We start from the raw sequence: 17,220 nt of genomic DNA on the forward strand, positions 1-17,220 counted from the left end.
ATGTATCCGCGCTCCTGCATCCTGCCCTCCGGCTGCGCGATACCTAGAGTTGACTGCGATCTCGCGCAGATCGGCTGTGCGAAGACGTGAAGGAGCGTGCCCGCCCATGACAGTGCATCGACGCCCGTTCGGGCGAACCGGTTGGGAGATCAGCGAGGTATCGTTCGGCGCCTGGCAGCTGGGCGGGCAGTGGGGACCGGTCGACGATGATCAGTCGGTGCGCACGCTGCTGGAGGCGTACGAGCGGGGAGTCAACTTCGTCGACACTGCGCAGATGTACGGCACCGGCCACAGCGAGGAGGTGGTGGGGCGATCGCTTCGGGAGTGGCGGGGCGAGCGGATCCACGTGGCCACCAAGGTGCAGCCGCCGGCCTGGCCCCACCCGTCCGTGGACGATCCGGACATCGCGGCGGCGTATCGCCCGGAGTACCTGCGCGACCAGGTCGAGCAGTCGCTGCGACGCCTCGGTGTGGAGCGGATCGACCTCTACCAGCTGCACTGCTGGATGCCCGGCGGGATGCGGGATCAGGAGTGGCTGCACACCCTGCGCGAGCTGCAGACGGAGGGAAAGATCGAGCGGATCGGCGTCTCGCTGCGCGACTATCGCGCCGATGAGGGGGTCGAGCTCGCACGCTCGGGACTCGTGGATTCGATCCAGGTGATCTACAACATCTTCGAGCAGCAGCCGGACGCCGAGCTGTTCCCCGCGGCCCTGGCCTCCGAGACGGCGATCATCGCGCGCGTCGCCCTCGATTCGGGCTCACTCGGCGGCACCTGGACGGCCGACACCTACGACTCCTGGCCGGAGGGCTCACAGCTGAAGACGATGTTCCGCGGGGAGCGCTTCGCCGAGACTCTGGAGCGGATCGCCGCCGTGCGGGAGGTCACCGCGCCCGTCTACGAGGGATTGGACGAGGCGGCGGTGCGGTTCGTGCTAGACGCCCCCGCCGTGTCGACGACGATCGTCGGCATGACCACGCCGAAGCGCCTCGCACGCAACCTGTCATTCGGCGACGGGACAGGTCTCGCGCCCGGTCTGCGCGACAGACTCACGGGCTTCGGATGGGAGAGGAACTACTACGTATGAGCACCGGATCATCGGCCATCGAACGGCTGAGCCCCGCCGAGATCGAGGATCGCCTCGCGACGACCTCGGTGGCGTACCTGCCCCTCGGCTCCCTCGAATTCCACGGACCGCACCTGCCGGTCGGACTCGACGCGCTCACGGCGCACGGCATCTGCCTGCGTGCTGCCGAACTCGCCGGCGGGATCGTGCTGCCGCCCTTCTATCAGGGCGTGGGCGGCGAACACAGCCGCTACCCGTGGACCCTCATGAGCGAGCGTCCGGAGGCGATCGAGACCCTGCTCGCGGAGACGCTGGACCGACTCGATGAGCTCGGCGTACGTCACGCCGTGATCCTGAGCGGGCACTTCGCCGATGAGCAGCGGGATCTCGTCACCCGCATCGCCGAGGGGTGGAACGCTGAGGGCCGTGTGCTGCGTGCCGTCGCCCGCACGATCGGGCAGGTCCCGGAGCCTCCGGTGCGGCCCGATCATGCCGGTCGCTTCGAGTCGCTGCTGCTGCACGCGATCGACCCCGCCCTGGTGCGCGTCGATCGGCTTCCGGATCCGGTCGCCTTTCCTGTTCCCGCGGGCGAGGATCCCTACGGTTCGGGCCGTCATGACACCGCCCATCCGCTGCACGGCGTCTTCGGAGCCGACCCCCGCGATCTGGATACCGAGGCCGCCGAGCCGCTGCTGGCGCATCTCGCCGCCTGGGTGGCCTCCCTCACCTCCTGAACGCAAACGAGACATCGCCCTGGCCGAGCGGCCAGGGCGATGTCTCGTTTGTCGACGATCAGAAGTCGAAGTCGTCGATGTTGTCGGCGTTGAAGACGTACGGGTCACCGAGCAGCACCGTGGCGTCGGCGCCCACCGTGAAGGATCCGAGCTTGCCCGCCTCGAAGCTGTCGCCCTCCTTGCCGGTGATGGTGCCGGCGATCAGCGCGTCCGCCGCGTATGCGGAGAGGTAGCCGAGGTCCTCCGGGTTCCACAGCGCGAAGGCCGTGACGGTGCCGTCCTTCACGTACTCGCGCATCTGGTTCGGCGTGCCGAGGCCCGTGAGCGCCACCTTGCCCTTGTAGTTCGAGGTGGAGAGGTAACGGGCAGCAGCCGAGATGCCGATGGTCGTCGGCGAGATGATGCCCTTGAGGTCCGGGTGAGACTGCAGCACGGCAGCGGTCTTGTCGAACGAGACCTGCTCGTCGTCGTCACCGTAGACCACATCCACCAGCTTGATGTTCGGGTGGTCCGACGCGAGGAGCGTCTTCATGATGTCGATCCACGCGTTCTGGTTCGTTGCGTTCGCGGTCGAGGACACGATGGCGATCTCGCCCGCGTCACCGATCTGCTCGGCGATCAGGTCGATCTGCGCCTTCGCGATGCCCTCGGCCGTGGCCTGGTTGACGAACAGGTCGCGGCACTCGGGGTTGGTGTCGGAGTCGAAGGTAACCACCTTGACGCCGGCGCCGCGCGCCTCGTCGAGGGCGTCACAGATCGCCTTCGGGTCGTTGGCCGAGACCACCAGGGCACCGACGCCCTGCTGCGTTGCGGTGTTGATGTAGCTCACCTGAGCGTCCGGGGTGGACTCGGCGGGGCCGACCTCGGCGAACGTGCCGCCGAGCTCCTCCACGGCGGCCTTGCCGCCCTTGCTGGAGGTGTCGAAGTACGGGTTGCCGAGGCTCTTCGGCAGGAACGTGATGGACAGGTTCTCGCTCGATCCGCCACCGCTGCCTGCGGAGCCGGTCGATTCGCCGGCCGGGGTACCGGTGTCGGCGCAACCGCTGAGGGCGAGCGCCGCGGCGACCACGACAGCCGCGACGGCGGCGACACGCTTGCGTGCAAACTTCATTGTTCTCTTCCTTTTTCGGGTCGTGCGGACGGTCGTCGCAGGTGCCGGCGACCGGGGCGCAGCATCAGGATGCTGTGGATGCTGCGACGCGTGGGAGACGGCCGGGCCGTCGTCGGGCTTTCTGCACCCAGGCCAGCAGGCTGGCACCGACCACGGAGAGCACCAGCAGCGCACCCGTGATCACGTTGATGACGTCGGAGGTCACGTTTGCCAGGCGCAGTGCGCTGGAGAGCACACCGATCAGGAGCACCGCGGCGACCACACTGTAGAGCTGTCCGCGCCCGCCGAACACCGAGACCCCGCCGAGCACGACGGCCGCGATGACCTGCAGTTCCAGGCCCGTCGCGTTGTCCCCTCGCGCGCTGCCGAAGCGCAGCGTGAAGAAGATGCCGGCGAAGGCGGCGACGAGGCCGGAGAGCATGAACAGCACGAACTTGGTGCGCTCGACGTGGATGCCGGAGAAGCGCGCCGCGTCCTTGGACAGGCCGATGGCGTAGATCCCGCGCCCGAAGGGGGTGAAGTGCAGCATGATCACGAACACCACGAGCAGGATCACGAACGGCACCATGATGTACGGGATGGTGGTGCCGGCGATCTTGGCCTTCGCCAGCGCGCTCCACAGTTCGGGGAAGTCGGTGACGGCCGTGGTGCCGAGCACACCCACCGCGAGTCCGCGAAACAGCGCCAGCGTGCCGATGGTCACGGCCAGCGAGGGCAGCCCCACCACGGTCACCAGGAATCCGTTGACCGCGCCGCCGATGGCACCGACGACCAGCGCGAGGATGGCAGCCACCTCGAACGGCAACCCGGCCTGAATGCCGGCGCCGGTCACGACACTGGCGAGTCCCACCATGCTGCCCACGGACAGATCGATCTCTCCGGTGATCATGATGAGGGTCATCGGCAGCGCGATCAGTAGGATCGGGGCGACGTCCAGCAGCAGGTAGTTCAGCGTGATGGGCTGGCCGAACCCGCGAACAGCCACGATCGCGTACAGCGTGACGAGGATCAGCAGGGCGACGATGCCGCTCTCTCGCGAGATCAGGATGCGCCGCCAGAGCGGCTTCTCGAAGTCGTGTGAGACGCGGTTGGTCGACGGGGATGCGGTGTTGGCGATGGTCATGACTGATCCCTTGCTTCGATGAGCCGCTGCCTCTGCCGCACCGCGAGCCAGCGGTCCAGCACGATCGCACCGATGATGAGAGCGCCCACCACGGCGCGCTGCCAGAAGTCGGGGATGCCCAGGATCGGCAGCGCCCGGTTGATGGTCATCAGCAGCATCGCGCCGATGGCCGCGCCCCACACGGTTCCGACGCCGCCGGTGATGGCGACGCCGCCGATGACGGCAGCGCCCACGGCATCCAGCTCCCATCCGGCTCCGGCCTGCGAGCTGACCGTGCCGTAGCGGGCGACGTAGAACACACCGGCGAGGCCGGCCAGAGCGCCGGACAGCACGAAGGCGGTGAGCACGCGACGCGTGACCTTGAGGCCGTAGAGCTCGGCGGCGGCGGGGTCGGATCCGATGGCGTAGTACTCGCGCCCGCCTCGGGTGTTGCGCATGTACCAGGCTGCGATGACGAGCAGGATCACCGCCACGATCGCGAGGATCGGGATCGTCAGCAGCTGCCCGGTGCCGACGGCGAGGAAGTCCTTCGGGATGTCGGAGGCGTTCACGCGGGTGGAGCCCGCCCACATCACGTTGATGCCGCGATAGGCGTAGAGCGTGCCGAGCGTGATCACCATGGCGGGGACGCGGGCGTACGCGACCAGCGCACCGTTGATCAATCCCAGCACACCGCCGAACGCGACCGCCAAGATCACCACCACCGGCACGGGCAGCGCGGGAGCGTCGATGAACAGGCGTCCGGCGAGGTAGGCCGACAGTCCCATCACCGAGCCGACCGAGAGGTCGACGTTGCGGGTGATGATCACGATCGCCTGTCCGATCGCCACGAGCACGAGGATCGACGGGGTCAGCAGCAGATCGCGCCAGCCGTCGGCGCTGAGCAGGAAGCTGGGGTTCTTGGCGGTGGCTGCGGCCACCACGACCGCCAGCGCGATAAGGATGCCGAACTCGCGCGCCTTGCCGAGCGCCCCGATGTTCTTGGTGAGACCGGAGACCGGGATTCGGGTGGTAGACGGGGCGGTCATGCGTGCTGCTCCGATGCGTGTGTGGCGGCGAACATCACGTTCTCGCTGGTGGCCTGAGCCCGGTCGATCTCTGCCGTGATGCGACCCTCGCGCATCACCAGGACGCGGTCCGCCATGCCGAGCACCTCGGGCAGCTCCGAGGAGATCATGAGGATGCCCATGCCTCGGCCCGCGAGCTCGGACAGCAGACGGTGCACCTCGGACTTGGTTCCGATGTCGATGCCGCGGGTGGGCTCGTCGATGATGAGCACCTCGGGCTCGGTCGCCAACCACTTGGCCAGCACCACCTTCTGCTGGTTGCCGCCGGAGAGCGTCGCTGCCACGGTGTCGAGCGCGTGCGCTTTCACCTCGAGCCGGCTCGCCCAGACGCGCGCGGCGTTGTTCTCCATGCCGGTGGTGATCAGCCCGAAGCGCGCGAGCCCGCGACGGATCGCCATCGTGATGTTGCGCCCCACGCCGGAGTCGACGACGAGTCCCTGCTTGCGGCGGTCCTCCGGTACCAGCGCGATGCCGGCGCGCATCGCGTCCACCGGTCTGCCGCGCCGCACCGGAGTGCCCCGCATGCTGACGCTGCCCTCCTGGTAGCCGTCCACGCCAAACACGGCGCGCGCGACCTCGCTGCGTCCCGCACCGACCAGGCCCGCCAGCCCCACGATCTCCCCCGCGTGCACGGTGAAGCTGATGTCGTGGAAGACACCCTGGCTGGTGAGGTTCGCCACCTCCAGCAGGGGTTCGCCGATGGCCGCCTCGATCTTCGGGAAGAGCTCGGTGACGTCGCGCCCCACCATCTGGCGCACCAGCTCAGCTGGCGTGGTCTCCGCGATCGCCATGGTGGAGATGTAGGCACCATCGCGCATCACGGTGACCGTGTCGCACAGCGCAAAGACCTCGTCGAAGCGGTGGGAGATGAAGATGAGTCCGCGTCCCTCGTCGCGCAGGCTCCGCGCGATGCTGAACAGCCGCTCGACCTCCACGCCCGACAGGGCGGCCGTCGGCTCGTCCATCACGAGGAGCTTCGCGTCGAGAGAGACGGCCTTCGCGATCTCGATGACCTGCTGATCGGCGATCGAGAGGCCCTCCGCTGGGCGGTCGGGGTCGATCGCCACACCGAGGCGGGTGAACAGGCGCTCGACCTCGTGGCGCATGGCCCGACGGTCGATCTTGCCGAAGCGGCCTGTCAGCTGACGCCCCATGAAGATGTTCTCCGTGACCGAGAGGTCGGGAAACAGCGTCGGCTCCTGATAGATCACGGCGACGCCGGCGGCTTTCGCCTGCGCGGTCGTCGCGAAGTCGACGTCTTCGCCGTCCAGGCGAAGCTCCCCGCTGTCACGGCGGTACAGGCCGGCCACGATCTTGACGAGCGTGGACTTGCCGGCCCCGTTCTCGCCGATGAGGGCGTGAATGGATCCCGCCTGCACGCGCAGCGTTCCGGAGCGCAGTGCCAGCACCGCGCCGAACGACTTGGCCACGTTGGAGAGCTCAAGAACGACGGGAGCGTCGCTCCCTGGCACAGCTGCGTCGCTGGTCTGCACGGCTTCCTCCACGATGAGGTATCACATGAATCTGAATCGATTCATGTTCGAGTCATGCTCACTGTAGTGCATGGGCTATCGGCCCGGTCAAATCACAAATCGGCAACGCTCGACACGTCCATGAAAGTGAGGGGCGAAGCCATATCGGCTGCGGGCGGGGACGTGCTGTGAGGTGAGTGGGCGGAAGTGGGGCGTGGTCCGTGTGGGGGCCGGCGACGAGTCAGGACGGAAGCGGGCCCGGGGCGTTGACCGGTCCACGGGGCGAACCCATCGCGGTGACCGTTCTCCTCGGCGAAGCGCCCTGCCTTCGCTGGGGCCGGGATGACAAGCTCCGGGCGGAAGCGAACCTGCGCCCTGACCGCTCCACCGGGGGAAACCCTCCCCCGCGCGGTGGCGGGTGGAGCGGGCGACGCGCGCCACCCGCGTCTGGCGGCGCGGGACGAAAGCTCAGTTCGGAAGCGGACCCGGCACGGTGGCCGCCCGATCCAGGGCGAAGCACTCTCGCCAGCGCGATGACCGCCCCACCGGAGCGAAGCACTCTCCCCAATGCGATGACCGCCCGATCCAGGGCGAAGCACTCTCTCCAATGCGATGACCGCCCCACCGGGGCGAAGCGCGTTACCCGCGCGTGGAGGCCCGGACGACAAGCTCGGGACGGAAGCGGACTCGACGCGGCGGCTCGTTCGGCGACGCCACGGCCTCCAGCAGCAGCTCCACCGCCACCGCCCCCATCTCGTGCGCGGGCTGGCGCACCGAGCTGAGCGGCACCACGGTGGACTGCGCGAAGTCGATGTCGTCGTAGCCGATCAGCGCGAGATCGTCGGGGATGCGGATGTCACCCAGGAGCGAAGCGCCCTGCATGACACCGACGGCGAGCAGGTCGTTCGCACAGAACACCGCGTCGGGGCGCTCGTTCGCGGGTCGATGTGCAATGGCCTCCCCCGCTGCTCGGCCGGCGAGCACCGTCATGGCATCCTGCTCGATCACCTCGAGCACGGCGTCGGGGAACTCCTCGAGCGCACGGCGCGCACCGGAGAGACGATCGGAGACCTGGCGGATCGACAGCGGTCCGCCGACGAACGCGATGCGCCGCCGACCGAGCGACAGCAGGTGCGAGGCGGCGAGGTGACCGCCCTCCAGGTCGTCGACCGATACCGACGGCACCGGGGTGTCGGGCAGCTCGGCATCCACGAGCACGAGCGGGATGTTCGCCTCGGCCAGCCGCACGACGGCGGTCGTGTCGTCCGCGGTGGGCGTGAGGAGCACACCGTTCACGCGCTGTTCGCGGAACAGGTCGACATACGCGGCCTCTCGGATGTCGCTCTGATCGCTGTTGCCGAGCAGCACGGCCATGCCCTCGGCGGCGGCTCGATCCTCGGCGCCGCGGGCGACCTGCGCGAAGAACGGGTTCGCGCTGTCGAGCACGACGAGTCCGATGGAGCGGCTGCGCCCGGCGCGCAGCTGGCGTGCTGCATCGTTGCGCACGAAACCGAGCTCCTCGATCGCAGCCTGCACTCGCTCGACGGTGGTCGCAGCGACCTTGTGTGGGCGATTGAGCACGTTCGAGACGGTACCGACCGACACCGACGCCGCCTGGGCGACATCCTTCACGCTGACCGTCACGGCGACCGTTCCTCCTCGGGGGCGCTTGACGGCCCCGGACACTCAGACTATCGTCGTGAAACGATTCAGATTTGTCCAGCGCCCCGTCGTCCCTCGCGGCTCACACAAAGGAGTGCCATGTCCCGCTACGCCTTCATCCTGCAGGTGAGGCCCGAAATGCTCGACGAGTACGTCGCCCGACACAGCCCGGTCTGGCCGGAGATGCTCACCGAGATCGCCGCCGCCGGACGACGGAACTACTCGATCTTCCTCGACCGCGAGCGCAGCGCCCTGTTCGGCAGTTACGAGTGCGACGACGAGACCGCCGCGCGCGACTACCTGGCCGCATCCGAGGTCGCAGGTCGATGGGAGGCGGACATGGCGCCGTTCTTCATCGGGCTGGAAGGGCGCGCGGATCAGGCCGCGACCCCCCTCACTGAAGTCTTCAACCTGGAGGATCAACTCCGGGCCATCCCCACCGAAAGCGAGAACTGATGTCGTCCCTCACCCCGGAAACCCTCTCCGCACTGGAGAAGCAGTCGATCGAGCTGCCGTCGTGGGCGTTCGGAAACTCCGGCACCCGCTTCAAGGTGTTCGGGACCGCCGGCACTCCGCGTGACCCGTTCGAGAAGATCGCTGACGCCGCCGAGGTCAACCGACTCACCGCGCTGGCACCGTCCGTGGCGCTGCACATTCCGTGGGATCTGGTCGACGACTTCAGCGTGCTGCGTCGTCACGCGGAGGACCTCGGCGTGAGCCTCGGCACGATCAACTCGAACACGTTCCAGGACGACGACTACAAGTTCGGCGCCCTCACGCACGAGGATCCGCGCATCCGTCAGAAGGCGATCGACCACCACCTCGAGTGCATCGACGTGATGGACGCCACCGGCTCCCGCGACCTCAAGATCTGGCTGGCCGAGGGCTCGAACTACCCCGGTCAGGCCGACCTGCGTGGTCGCCAGGATCGCCTGCAGGAGTCGCTGCAGAAGATCTACGACCGCCTGACGGGTGAGCAGCGCCTGGTGCTGGAGTACAAGTTCTTCGAGCCGGCGTTCTACCACACCGATGTTCCGGACTGGGGAACGTCGTACGCGCAGGTGGCGGCCCTCGGCGACCGTGCGATGGTCTGCCTCGACACCGGTCACCACGCACCGGGCACCAACATCGAGTTCATCGTGATGCAGCTGGCGCGTCTCGGAAAGCTCGGTTCGTTCGACTTCAACTCCCGCTTCTACGCGGATGACGACCTCATCGTGGGTGCCGCCGACCCGTTCCAGCTGTTCCGCATCCTGTTCGAGGTGATCCGTGGCGGCGCGCTGAACAACCCCGACGTCGCCTTCATGCTCGACCAGTGCCACAACGTGGAGAACAAGATCGCCGGCCAGATCCGCTCGGTGCTGAACGTGCAGGAGATGACCGCCCGCGCTCTGTCCGTGGACACCGACGCACTGCGTGCGGCGCAGGTGTCCGGCGACGTGCTCGGCGCCAACGCCGTCTTCATGGACGCCTTCTACACCGACGTCCGCCCCGCTCTCGCCGACTGGCGGGAGGCTCGCGGCCTCCCCCGCGACCCGATGGCCGCCTTCGCCACGTCGGGGTACCAGGAGCAGATCGAGGCCGATCGCGTCGGCGGCCAGCAGGCCGGTTGGGGCGCGTAAGTTCCCACGGAGTGTGGGGCCGGTGTTCCGGCCCCACCCTCCGTCGTTTCCGGGCTGCCGCCCGCCGCTTGGTCTCAGAAGCAGTCGACGGCGACACCAGGCAAGACACCAACTGAGACCACCCCCTCGCCATCCCGACCCCGGACCGACCGTTGGTCTCACAAACTGTCGACGGCGACACCAGGCAAGACACCAACCGAGACCACCATCACCATCCCAACCCTGGCTTGACGTTTGGTCTCAGAAACTGTCGACAGCGACACCAGCTGGGACACCAACCGAGACCACCCATACGTCCTTCCCCCTCCGGCCCGCCCCTTAGTCGCCCGCGGCCGCAGCCTCGCCCCACCGTCGTCGCCCCCAGGCTCCGGCCCGACGGTCGGTTTCAGAAGCTGGCTGCGGCGGCACCAGCCGACACCCCAACTGAGACCACCCATGCGTCGTGCCCACCTCAGGCCCGACCCTTCGTCGCCCGGGGCCTCCGGCGCACCCTCCGCCTTCCCCACCTCAGTCATCCCGGTCTCCGGCTCTTCGTCATCCCGACCTCCGACCCACGTCGGCCTGACGGTTGGTCTCAGAAGCTGTAGGGGGGCGATGCCAATCGGGACTCGAACTGAGACCGACCCGACCGCTGCTCTCAAAAGATGTCGAAAGTCTGCGCCGCAGCAGCGGCAACGGAGACCACTCAGCTCCACGCAGCAGCCCGACACCTGGCAGGTGGCAGTCAGGCGCCGGACGCATTGACGCCAGACGCCACACACCGGGCACGGGGCACGGGGCACGGGCACGGGCACGGGCACCGGCACCGGCACCGGGCACCGCACACCGCGCACCAGAAACCGGGCACGGGCACCGGGGGCCAGACGCCGGGCACCGGACACCGGGGAGACTCAGTACCTGGGGTGGGCGAACTCCCGAGGCTCGATCAGCGCGGGGCGTTGAGTGCGGTGGCGGCAGCGAAGCGCTCCGCGGCAGCGCGATACAGCTCATGCCGGCGGGGGTCGGGCTGGAACTCCGCCTCGACACCGCCCGCCAGCGCACGAAGGTCTTCCACACCACCGAACTCGCCGATCGCGCGCGCTGCGAGATACGCCACACCCTGCGCCGCGCCGTGGCCGGCGGCGGGACGGATCACCGGGATCCCCAGCACGTCGGCCTTGATCTGCAGCCAGGCGTCGGAGGACGCCCCGCCACCCGTCGAGAGCAGATGATCGACCGCGAAGCCGGCGTCCCGCATCGCGTCCAGGTCGCGCGCGAGGGCGAAGGAGTTGCCCTCCATGACCGCCAGCATCAGGTCGGTGACGTCGGTGGCGAGATCGATCCCGCTGATCACGCCGCGTGCGGAGGCGTTCCAGGTCGGGGTGCGCTCACCCGCATGGCTCGGCACCATCGTCACGCGACCCGGCCGCGGACGGCGCAGGATCTCGGCGGCGTCGCGATGGTCGTGCGTCGGATCCAGCCCGTTGACCCAGTCGATGGCGGCACCCGCCGAGACCTGCGCGGTGATGAGCAGGTCGGTGTCGGGAAGGCAGTGTCGGGAGTGGATGAACCCGGGCACCGCGGTGCCGCGCGGAACGGCCAGCATCGTCACACTGCTGAAGCCGGTCATCTCCACCAGCGGATCGCCGGGCGCGAGCGCACCGGCCTCCAGCGCCGAACCGATCGCATCGATGCCACCCGCCACCACGGGGATCCCCGGTGAGACACCGAGCTCCGCGGCCGGAGCCGCAAGCAGCTCCCCCACCACATGGTCGGCAGGCACGATCGGCGGCAGCAGCCCGAGCGCCGGAACAGCGGCACGGAGCGCGGGCGGGAAGTCGCCGAGGGTCTCGTCGAAGCCCTGCATCAGGGACGCGGTGGTGTCATCGAGGACCGCGACGCCCGTGAGCCGACGCACGATCGCGCCATTCGTCGACACGATGGCCGATGCACGCTCCAGCGCCTCGGGGCGGTGCTCCGCCAGCCACAGCAGCTTCGCGGTACCGAAGAAGGCGTCCGCGCCGTTTCGCGAGTCCGGCACGATCTCGGCGATGCGATGCGCTTCCGCCGTCGCACGACGATCGAGCCAGGTCAGCGCAGGACCCGTGGGGTTCCCGCCGGCGTCGATGGCCACGAGCGTGGGCGCTTGAGACGTGACGGCGATCGCACGGATGTCAAGCCCCGCCGTCACCCGTTGAGCCGAAGCCACCACGGCCTCCCACCACTGCCGGGCGTCCTGCTCGGCGGCCGCTTCGTCCACATGCGTCGGATACGGAGTCGAGGCATCGGCGATGCGGCGGCCATCACGATCGACAGCCACGACTTTCGCCGAGCTCGTACCGACGTCCAGGCCGAGGAAGGCGATCGTCACGTCAGCGCTCGCCATCGACGAGCGGATTCAGCGCGGGCTCGCCCGCGAGGTAGCGGCGCACCTCTTCAGCCACGCCGTGGGCGGCGCGCTCGGCAGTCTGGCGGCTGGCACCGGCGATGTGCGGGGTCACAACCACATCCTTGCCCTCTGCGGCCTGCGCGAACAACCGGTGCGAGAAATCGACCGGCTCATCCGGATAGACGTCGAATGCCGCACCACCGAGGTGACCGGCGTCAATTGCCGCGGCGACCGCGTCGTAGTCCACCAGTCCGCCACGGGCGGCGTTGACCAGCATCGCACCCGGCTTCATCCGCGCGATCGCCTCGGTCCCCACGATGTGGCGCGTCTCGGGCGTGAGCCTCGCGTGCACCGACACGAGGTCGGCTCGCCGGAACAGCTCATCGGCATCGGCGACCCGCTCGATGACGCCGTCAAGCACGCCCGCAGGAAGATAGGGGTCGAACACCAGCACCTGTGCGCCCATGGCGGCGAGCACCCGGGCGACGTGACCGCCGACCGCTCCGGCGCCCAGCAGACCGATCACAGCGCCCGACACCTCCCCGCCAACGGCATCCGAACGGTACAGGTCGCCGCGCCATTCGTGACGCAGCATGCTGGCCTGAGCCAGCGGGATACGACGCAGCAGCGCGAGGCTGAGACCGATGGTCATCTCCGCCGTCGCGATCCCGTTACGACCGGGAACGTTCGCCACGCGGATTCCGAGCCGACGCGCGGCGTCGAGGTTGACGTTGGTGGGGCCGCCACGGGACACCGCGATCAGGCGGAGCTCGGGGCTGGCGGCCATGACGCGCTCTGTCATCGGGGCGAGCTGCGTGACGATGGCGGTCGCGCCCTCGAGGGCGGCGATCACCTGGTCCTCGTCACCCGAAGCCTCATCGACCTCGGCCACGCGGCCGAACGGCTCGTCCGGCCACGCGAACTCCAGTTCGCGGATCTCGACGGGCTCGGGCACCGCTGCGGCGACAGCGTCGCGGAACAGGGAGGCGCGAATGAAGCGGTCGCCGGCGGCCAACACGCGAGTCATGGGGGTGTCCTTTCAACCGGGTCCGATGACTCGTCCCGATACAGCTGTCGATCCTCGGCACCACGGGTCTCAGACGCCGGGTGCCACAGCCGGTCCCGCGGCGCTGCCGCGGGACCGGTGAGTGGTTACTTCTTGCCGAAGACCTCGGCGTAGTACTCCTCGGCGTTCGACTTGTCGATGACCTTGATCGGCATGTACTGGTCCTTCTCAACGGTCTTGCCAGCCAGCAGGTCGGCCGTGATGTCGATCAGCGCATCGCCGTGAGCCTTGCCACCACCGAGGCTGACGGTCGACTTCTCCGGGTCGCCATCAATGATGTTCTGGATCTCGTTCTCCGTCGCATCGATGCCGAACAAGCCGAACTTCGAGTAGTCGGTGATGCCCGCGGACTTGACGCCCTCGTTGCCGCCGACGGCACCGCCGCCGCCGATCGTGGCGATGACCTTCATGTTGGGGTTCGCCTGCAGGAAGTTCTCCGCGTTGGCGACACCGTCTTCCGCGGTCAGCGCCGGAGCCGTGGCGACGAGCTTCGCGTTCGGGGCGAGCTCGGCGATCGCCTCCTTGATGCCGTTGGCGCGATCGATGATCTCCGGGAAGCGCGGCAGGTCCATCAGGCCCCACTCGACCGTCTCGGACTTGTCGAAGTTCGCGTTGATCCACTTCGCCGCAGCCTCGCCGTTGGCATAGCCGGTGTTGTAGGCATCGACAAGGTACTGGGCGTCATAGTTGGTGAGCACCTGCGTGTAGCCGACCACCTTGATGCCGGCCTCCTGCGCCTTCTTGGTGACGTCGGTGAGGGCGTTGGACTCGACCGCGCAGATGATGACCGCGTCGACACCCTGCTGGATGAAGTTCTCGATCTGGCTGACCTGCTTGGCCGCGTCGTTGGCGGCGTCGACGTAGGTGACCGACATGTCCTTGGTGGCACCGTAGGTCTGCGCCTCCTGGACCAGTTCGGCCCACACCGGGTTGCTGAGGTCCGAGAAGGTGACGCCAACCGTGTACGCGCCATCCTTGGCGGCGTCGGAGCCGCCGGTGTTGGAGGCGCCAGAGCCGGTGGCGTCGCCGGGCATCGAGCACCCGGACAGCGTCAGCGCGAGGGCGACCGCAGAAGCTGCGAGGATCGCGATTTTCTTCACGAGGGGTCCTTTCGTTGTGACGACGGTGACGCGTCATCGCGTCGTCGATGTGATTGCGGGAATGCGGGATTGAGGATTCAGGCTGCGGCTTTCGCGCCCTGACGGAAGATGGAGACGCCACCGATCTGCTTACGGCGTCCCTTGCTGTTCTTCGACGTGGCGTCGTAGATCACGGCGGTGAGCAGGATGACGCCCTTGATAACCAGCTGGACATACTCGCTGACGTTCAGCAGCACGAGACCGTTATCGAGCACACCTACGATGAGCACGCCGACGAACGCGCCGAACAGGCTGCCGCGCCCACCCATCACACTGATGCCGCCGAGCACACAAGCTGTCAGCACGCTGAACTCGAAGCCGGCACCGGTGGCCGACTGCGCCGAGTTGAGGCGCGACAGCAGCAGGATGGCGCCGATCGCGGTGAACAGACCGCACAGCGCATAGACCGTGATGAGCGTGGCGCGAGTGGGAACGCCGGAGAGGCGTGCAGCCTCGACGTTGTTGCCGATCGCGTAGAAGTAGCGACCCAGCGGGGTCTTGTTCAGCACGAACAGGCCGATGGCCCACACCACGATCAGCACGAGCAGTGAGATCGGGATGCCAGCCACAGCACCCTGACCGAGGAAGGAGAACTCCCGCGGGAAGCCGAACACCGGCAGCCCCTTGGACACCAGGTAGCTGATGCCGTTGAGGATCATCATCATCGACAGCGTGACGATCAGCGGCGCGACTCCGGTGAAGGTGACGATGAGGCCGTTGATGGTGCCGATCACCACACCCAGCACGAGCGAGAGGATCACCGCGAGGTACCACGGCACCCCGAGCTGGCTCATGAGCATGCCCGTGACCACCACGTTGACCGAGATCTGGTAGCCCACCGACAGGTCGATACCGCCGGTGATCAGCACGAACGAGAAGCCGACGGCGACGATGCCGAGCGTGGCGATCTGGCGCATGATGTTGAAGATGTTGGACGGGTCGAGGAAGTTCGGGCTCAGAACACTGAACGCGATGACGAGGACCACGAGGACGAGCAGGATGCCCAGGTCCTTCATCCGGCCCATGAGCATGGACTTCATACGATCTCTCCTTCGGCAGCCAGAGCCAAGACCGACTCCTGGGTGATCTCTTCTTTGGCGAGGACGCCCTGCTGGACTCCCTCACGTAGCACGATGATGCGATCGGACATGCCGATCAGCTCCTCCATGTCGGAGGAGATCATGAGGATGGTGCGGCCCTCTTCGGCCAGCGCGTTCATGATCCGGTAGATCTCGGCGCGGGCGCCGACATCGATACCTCGGGTGGGCTCATCGAAGATGAGCACCTCGGGTGCGGTGGACAGCCACTTCGCCAGCACGACCTTCTGCTGGTTGCCTCCGCTAAGGTTGCCGACGATCTCGTTGGGGCTCGGCGCCTTGATGCGCAGATCCGCCATGTACTTGTCGGCCAGCGCCCGCTCGGCCTTGCGATCGACGACGCCGGCGTTGGCGAATTCCGCAACGTGCGGCAGCGTGATGTTGTCCTGAATGGAGAACTCCAGCACGAGGCCGTGACGCTTGCGGTCTTCCGGAACGAGAGCGATACGGTGGGCGATGGCGGCGCGGGGTGATCGCGCCACGACGGACTGGCCGCGGAGGGTGACCTCGCCCGCTTCCAGGGGCTTGGCTCCGAACAGCAGCTCGGCGAGTTCGGTGCGCCCGGCACCGATGAGTCCGCCGAATCCGAGGATCTCACCGGCGTGCGCTTCGAAGCCGATGTCGTGAACGCCGTTGCCGGTGAGACCGCTGACGCTCAGCGACACCTCACCCGGCGCCGACTCGCGCTGCGGGTAGCCGTCGGACAGCTCACGACCGACCATGAGGTTGATGAGCTCTCGGCGCGTGGTGTCGGTGATGTCGCGGGTGGCGACGTACTGACCGTCGCGCAGCACCGAAACACGATCGGCCAGGCGGAAGATCTCGTCCATGCGGTGCGAGATGTAGACGATCGTCATCCCCTGCGCCTTGAGCGCGTCGACCACGCCGTACATCGCCTCCACCTCGGCAGCGGTCAGCGGTGCGGAGGGCTCGTCCATGATCAGGAGGCGAGCGTTGCGTGAGAGCGCCTTGGCGATCTCGACGATCTGCTGATATCCGGTGGTCAGCTCCCCGACCTGGACTCGCGGGTCGATGCGGACGCCGAGACGGGCGAACTGCTCGGCTGCGATGCGATCCATGTTCTTGCGATCCAGCACCGCGCCGCGCTTGAGGAAGTGCCCGAGGAACACGTTCTCAGCCGCCGTGAGGCTGGGCACGAGTGTGAACTCCTGATAGATCACCGCGATGCCGAGGCTCTGGGCCAATGCCGGGGTGAGCTTGGTGAACTCCTGGCCCTCCACTGTGATGGAGCCCGATGTCGCGGGCACGGCGCCGGCGAGCACCTTGATCAGCGTGGACTTTCCCGCGCCGTTCTCACCGACGATGGCATGCACCTCGCCCGAGCGCAGCTCCAGCGAAACGCCACCGAGCGCGACCACGCCGGGATATTCCTTCGTGATGTCGCTGAGACGGACATCGATGCCGGCGGAAGCGCTCATCTGCTGCGCCCGTCGTTGTCCGTGCCGCGGCCGACAGGCAGTGCGGTCACCATCATGCTCCACTCCTTTGTGTCAGGGTGAGAACAGCATGTTATATGCTGTCAGCTTTTGTCAACTCCTGTGAGAACATTCCCCACGTCGTACCCGCCCCCCGCGAGAAACCCAAGCAAGTCCGAGAAACCCTGCATTGCGGGGTTTCTCGGACTTGCTTGGGTTTCTCGGCGACGGGCGGGCGCGGCCGGGCGCGACGGGCG

The 17,220-nt window shown here is 67.7% G+C and carries 14 protein-coding genes; 4 read left to right on the top strand and 10 right to left on the bottom strand.

Annotated elements, in window-relative coordinates; translation table 11 throughout:
* Positions 1-106: 106 nt before the first annotated feature.
* The gene (locus tag ACI3KU_RS15765) at positions 107-1,087 is read left to right on the top strand and encodes an aldo/keto reductase (RefSeq protein WP_404923267.1); all 981 of its coding nucleotides are present in this window, start codon (positions 107-109) and stop codon (positions 1,085-1,087) included.
* Positions 1,084-1,800, top strand: coding sequence for a creatininase family protein (locus tag ACI3KU_RS15770; RefSeq protein WP_404923268.1), 717 nt, complete (start codon positions 1,084-1,086; stop codon positions 1,798-1,800). The genes ACI3KU_RS15765 and ACI3KU_RS15770 overlap by 4 nt, the downstream gene beginning before the upstream one ends.
* 58 nt (positions 1,801-1,858) lie before the next feature.
* Here ACI3KU_RS15770 and rhaS read toward each other — a convergent pair whose 3' ends face one another.
* From rhaS to ACI3KU_RS15795, 5 genes are all read right to left on the bottom strand, one after another.
* Positions 1,859-2,911: a rhamnose ABC transporter substrate-binding protein gene (rhaS, locus tag ACI3KU_RS15775; RefSeq protein WP_404923269.1), complete on the bottom strand. Its 1,053-nt coding sequence runs from the start codon at positions 2,909-2,911 to the stop codon at positions 1,859-1,861.
* 64 nt (positions 2,912-2,975) lie between these two features.
* The gene (locus ACI3KU_RS15780; protein WP_404923270.1) at positions 2,976-4,034 is read right to left on the bottom strand and encodes an ABC transporter permease; all 1,059 of its coding nucleotides are present in this window, start codon (positions 4,032-4,034) and stop codon (positions 2,976-2,978) included.
* Positions 4,031-5,062, bottom strand: a complete 1,032-nt coding sequence (locus ACI3KU_RS15785) for an ABC transporter permease (protein ID WP_404923271.1) — start codon at positions 5,060-5,062, stop codon at positions 4,031-4,033. The genes ACI3KU_RS15780 and ACI3KU_RS15785 overlap by 4 nt, the downstream gene beginning before the upstream one ends.
* Complete coding sequence (locus ACI3KU_RS15790; RefSeq protein WP_404923272.1) at positions 5,059-6,594, bottom strand: sugar ABC transporter ATP-binding protein; 1,536 nt, start codon at positions 6,592-6,594, stop codon at positions 5,059-5,061. Before ACI3KU_RS15790 ends, ACI3KU_RS15785 begins: the two co-directional genes overlap by 4 nt.
* Positions 6,595-7,212: 618 nt before the next feature.
* A complete protein-coding gene (locus ACI3KU_RS15795; protein ID WP_404923273.1) occupies positions 7,213-8,217 on the bottom strand; it encodes a LacI family DNA-binding transcriptional regulator in 1,005 nt (334 codons plus the stop codon).
* A gap of 117 nt (positions 8,218-8,334) precedes the next feature.
* On the opposite strand from ACI3KU_RS15795, the gene ACI3KU_RS15800 reads away from it, so the two are divergent.
* Complete coding sequence (locus ACI3KU_RS15800) at positions 8,335-8,691, top strand: L-rhamnose mutarotase (RefSeq protein WP_404923274.1); 357 nt, start codon at positions 8,335-8,337, stop codon at positions 8,689-8,691.
* Complete coding sequence (gene rhaI, locus ACI3KU_RS15805) at positions 8,691-9,857, top strand: L-rhamnose isomerase (protein WP_404923275.1); 1,167 nt, start codon at positions 8,691-8,693, stop codon at positions 9,855-9,857. Before ACI3KU_RS15800 ends, rhaI begins: the two co-directional genes overlap by 1 nt.
* A gap of 925 nt (positions 9,858-10,782) precedes the next feature.
* Here rhaI and ACI3KU_RS15810 read toward each other — a convergent pair.
* From ACI3KU_RS15810 to ACI3KU_RS15830, 5 genes are all read right to left on the bottom strand, one after another.
* Positions 10,783-12,222 (bottom strand): FGGY-family carbohydrate kinase, encoded by a 1,440-nt coding sequence (locus tag ACI3KU_RS15810; protein ID WP_404923276.1) that lies wholly within the window; start codon positions 12,220-12,222, stop codon positions 10,783-10,785.
* Positions 12,209-13,252, bottom strand: a complete 1,044-nt coding sequence (locus ACI3KU_RS15815; RefSeq protein WP_404923277.1) for an NAD(P)-dependent oxidoreductase — start codon at positions 13,250-13,252, stop codon at positions 12,209-12,211. Before ACI3KU_RS15815 ends, ACI3KU_RS15810 begins: the two co-directional genes overlap by 14 nt.
* Positions 13,253-13,377: 125 nt before the next feature.
* Positions 13,378-14,391, bottom strand: a complete 1,014-nt coding sequence (locus ACI3KU_RS15820) for a sugar ABC transporter substrate-binding protein (RefSeq protein WP_404923278.1) — start codon at positions 14,389-14,391, stop codon at positions 13,378-13,380.
* Between the two features lie 77 nt (positions 14,392-14,468).
* A complete protein-coding gene (locus ACI3KU_RS15825) occupies positions 14,469-15,470 on the bottom strand; it encodes an ABC transporter permease (RefSeq protein WP_404923279.1) in 1,002 nt (333 codons plus the stop codon).
* On the bottom strand, positions 15,467-16,966 hold the full coding sequence (locus ACI3KU_RS15830) for a sugar ABC transporter ATP-binding protein (protein WP_404923280.1): 1,500 nt from the start codon (positions 16,964-16,966) through the stop codon (positions 15,467-15,469). Before ACI3KU_RS15830 ends, ACI3KU_RS15825 begins: the two co-directional genes overlap by 4 nt.
* Positions 16,967-17,220 lie beyond the last annotated feature (254 nt).

It is taken from the genome of Microbacterium sp. ZW T5_56 (genome assembly GCF_044987425.1).
Taxonomy (GTDB): Bacteria; Actinomycetota; Actinomycetes; order Actinomycetales; family Microbacteriaceae; genus Microbacterium.

Coding starts and splice junctions, on each gene's coding strand:
- rhaS (WP_404923269.1), bottom strand. CDS start 2,911: ATGAAGTTTGCACGCAAGCGTGTCGCCGCCGTCGCGGCTGTCGTGGTC.
- ACI3KU_RS15815 (WP_404923277.1), bottom strand. CDS start 13,252: ATGACTCGCGTGTTGGCCGCCGGCGACCGCTTCATTCGCGCCTCCCTG.
- ACI3KU_RS15825 (WP_404923279.1), bottom strand. CDS start 15,470: ATGAAGTCCATGCTCATGGGCCGGATGAAGGACCTGGGCATCCTGCTC.
- ACI3KU_RS15810 (WP_404923276.1), bottom strand. CDS start 12,222: ATGGCGAGCGCTGACGTGACGATCGCCTTCCTCGGCCTGGACGTCGGT.
- rhaI (WP_404923275.1), top strand. CDS start 8,691: ATGTCGTCCCTCACCCCGGAAACCCTCTCCGCACTGGAGAAGCAGTCG.
- ACI3KU_RS15765 (WP_404923267.1), top strand. CDS start 107: ATGACAGTGCATCGACGCCCGTTCGGGCGAACCGGTTGGGAGATCAGC.
- ACI3KU_RS15800 (WP_404923274.1), top strand. CDS start 8,335: ATGTCCCGCTACGCCTTCATCCTGCAGGTGAGGCCCGAAATGCTCGAC.
- ACI3KU_RS15830 (WP_404923280.1), bottom strand. CDS start 16,966: ATGAGCGCTTCCGCCGGCATCGATGTCCGTCTCAGCGACATCACGAAG.
- ACI3KU_RS15770 (WP_404923268.1), top strand. CDS start 1,084: ATGAGCACCGGATCATCGGCCATCGAACGGCTGAGCCCCGCCGAGATC.
- ACI3KU_RS15785 (WP_404923271.1), bottom strand. CDS start 5,062: ATGACCGCCCCGTCTACCACCCGAATCCCGGTCTCCGGTCTCACCAAG.
- ACI3KU_RS15780 (WP_404923270.1), bottom strand. CDS start 4,034: ATGACCATCGCCAACACCGCATCCCCGTCGACCAACCGCGTCTCACAC.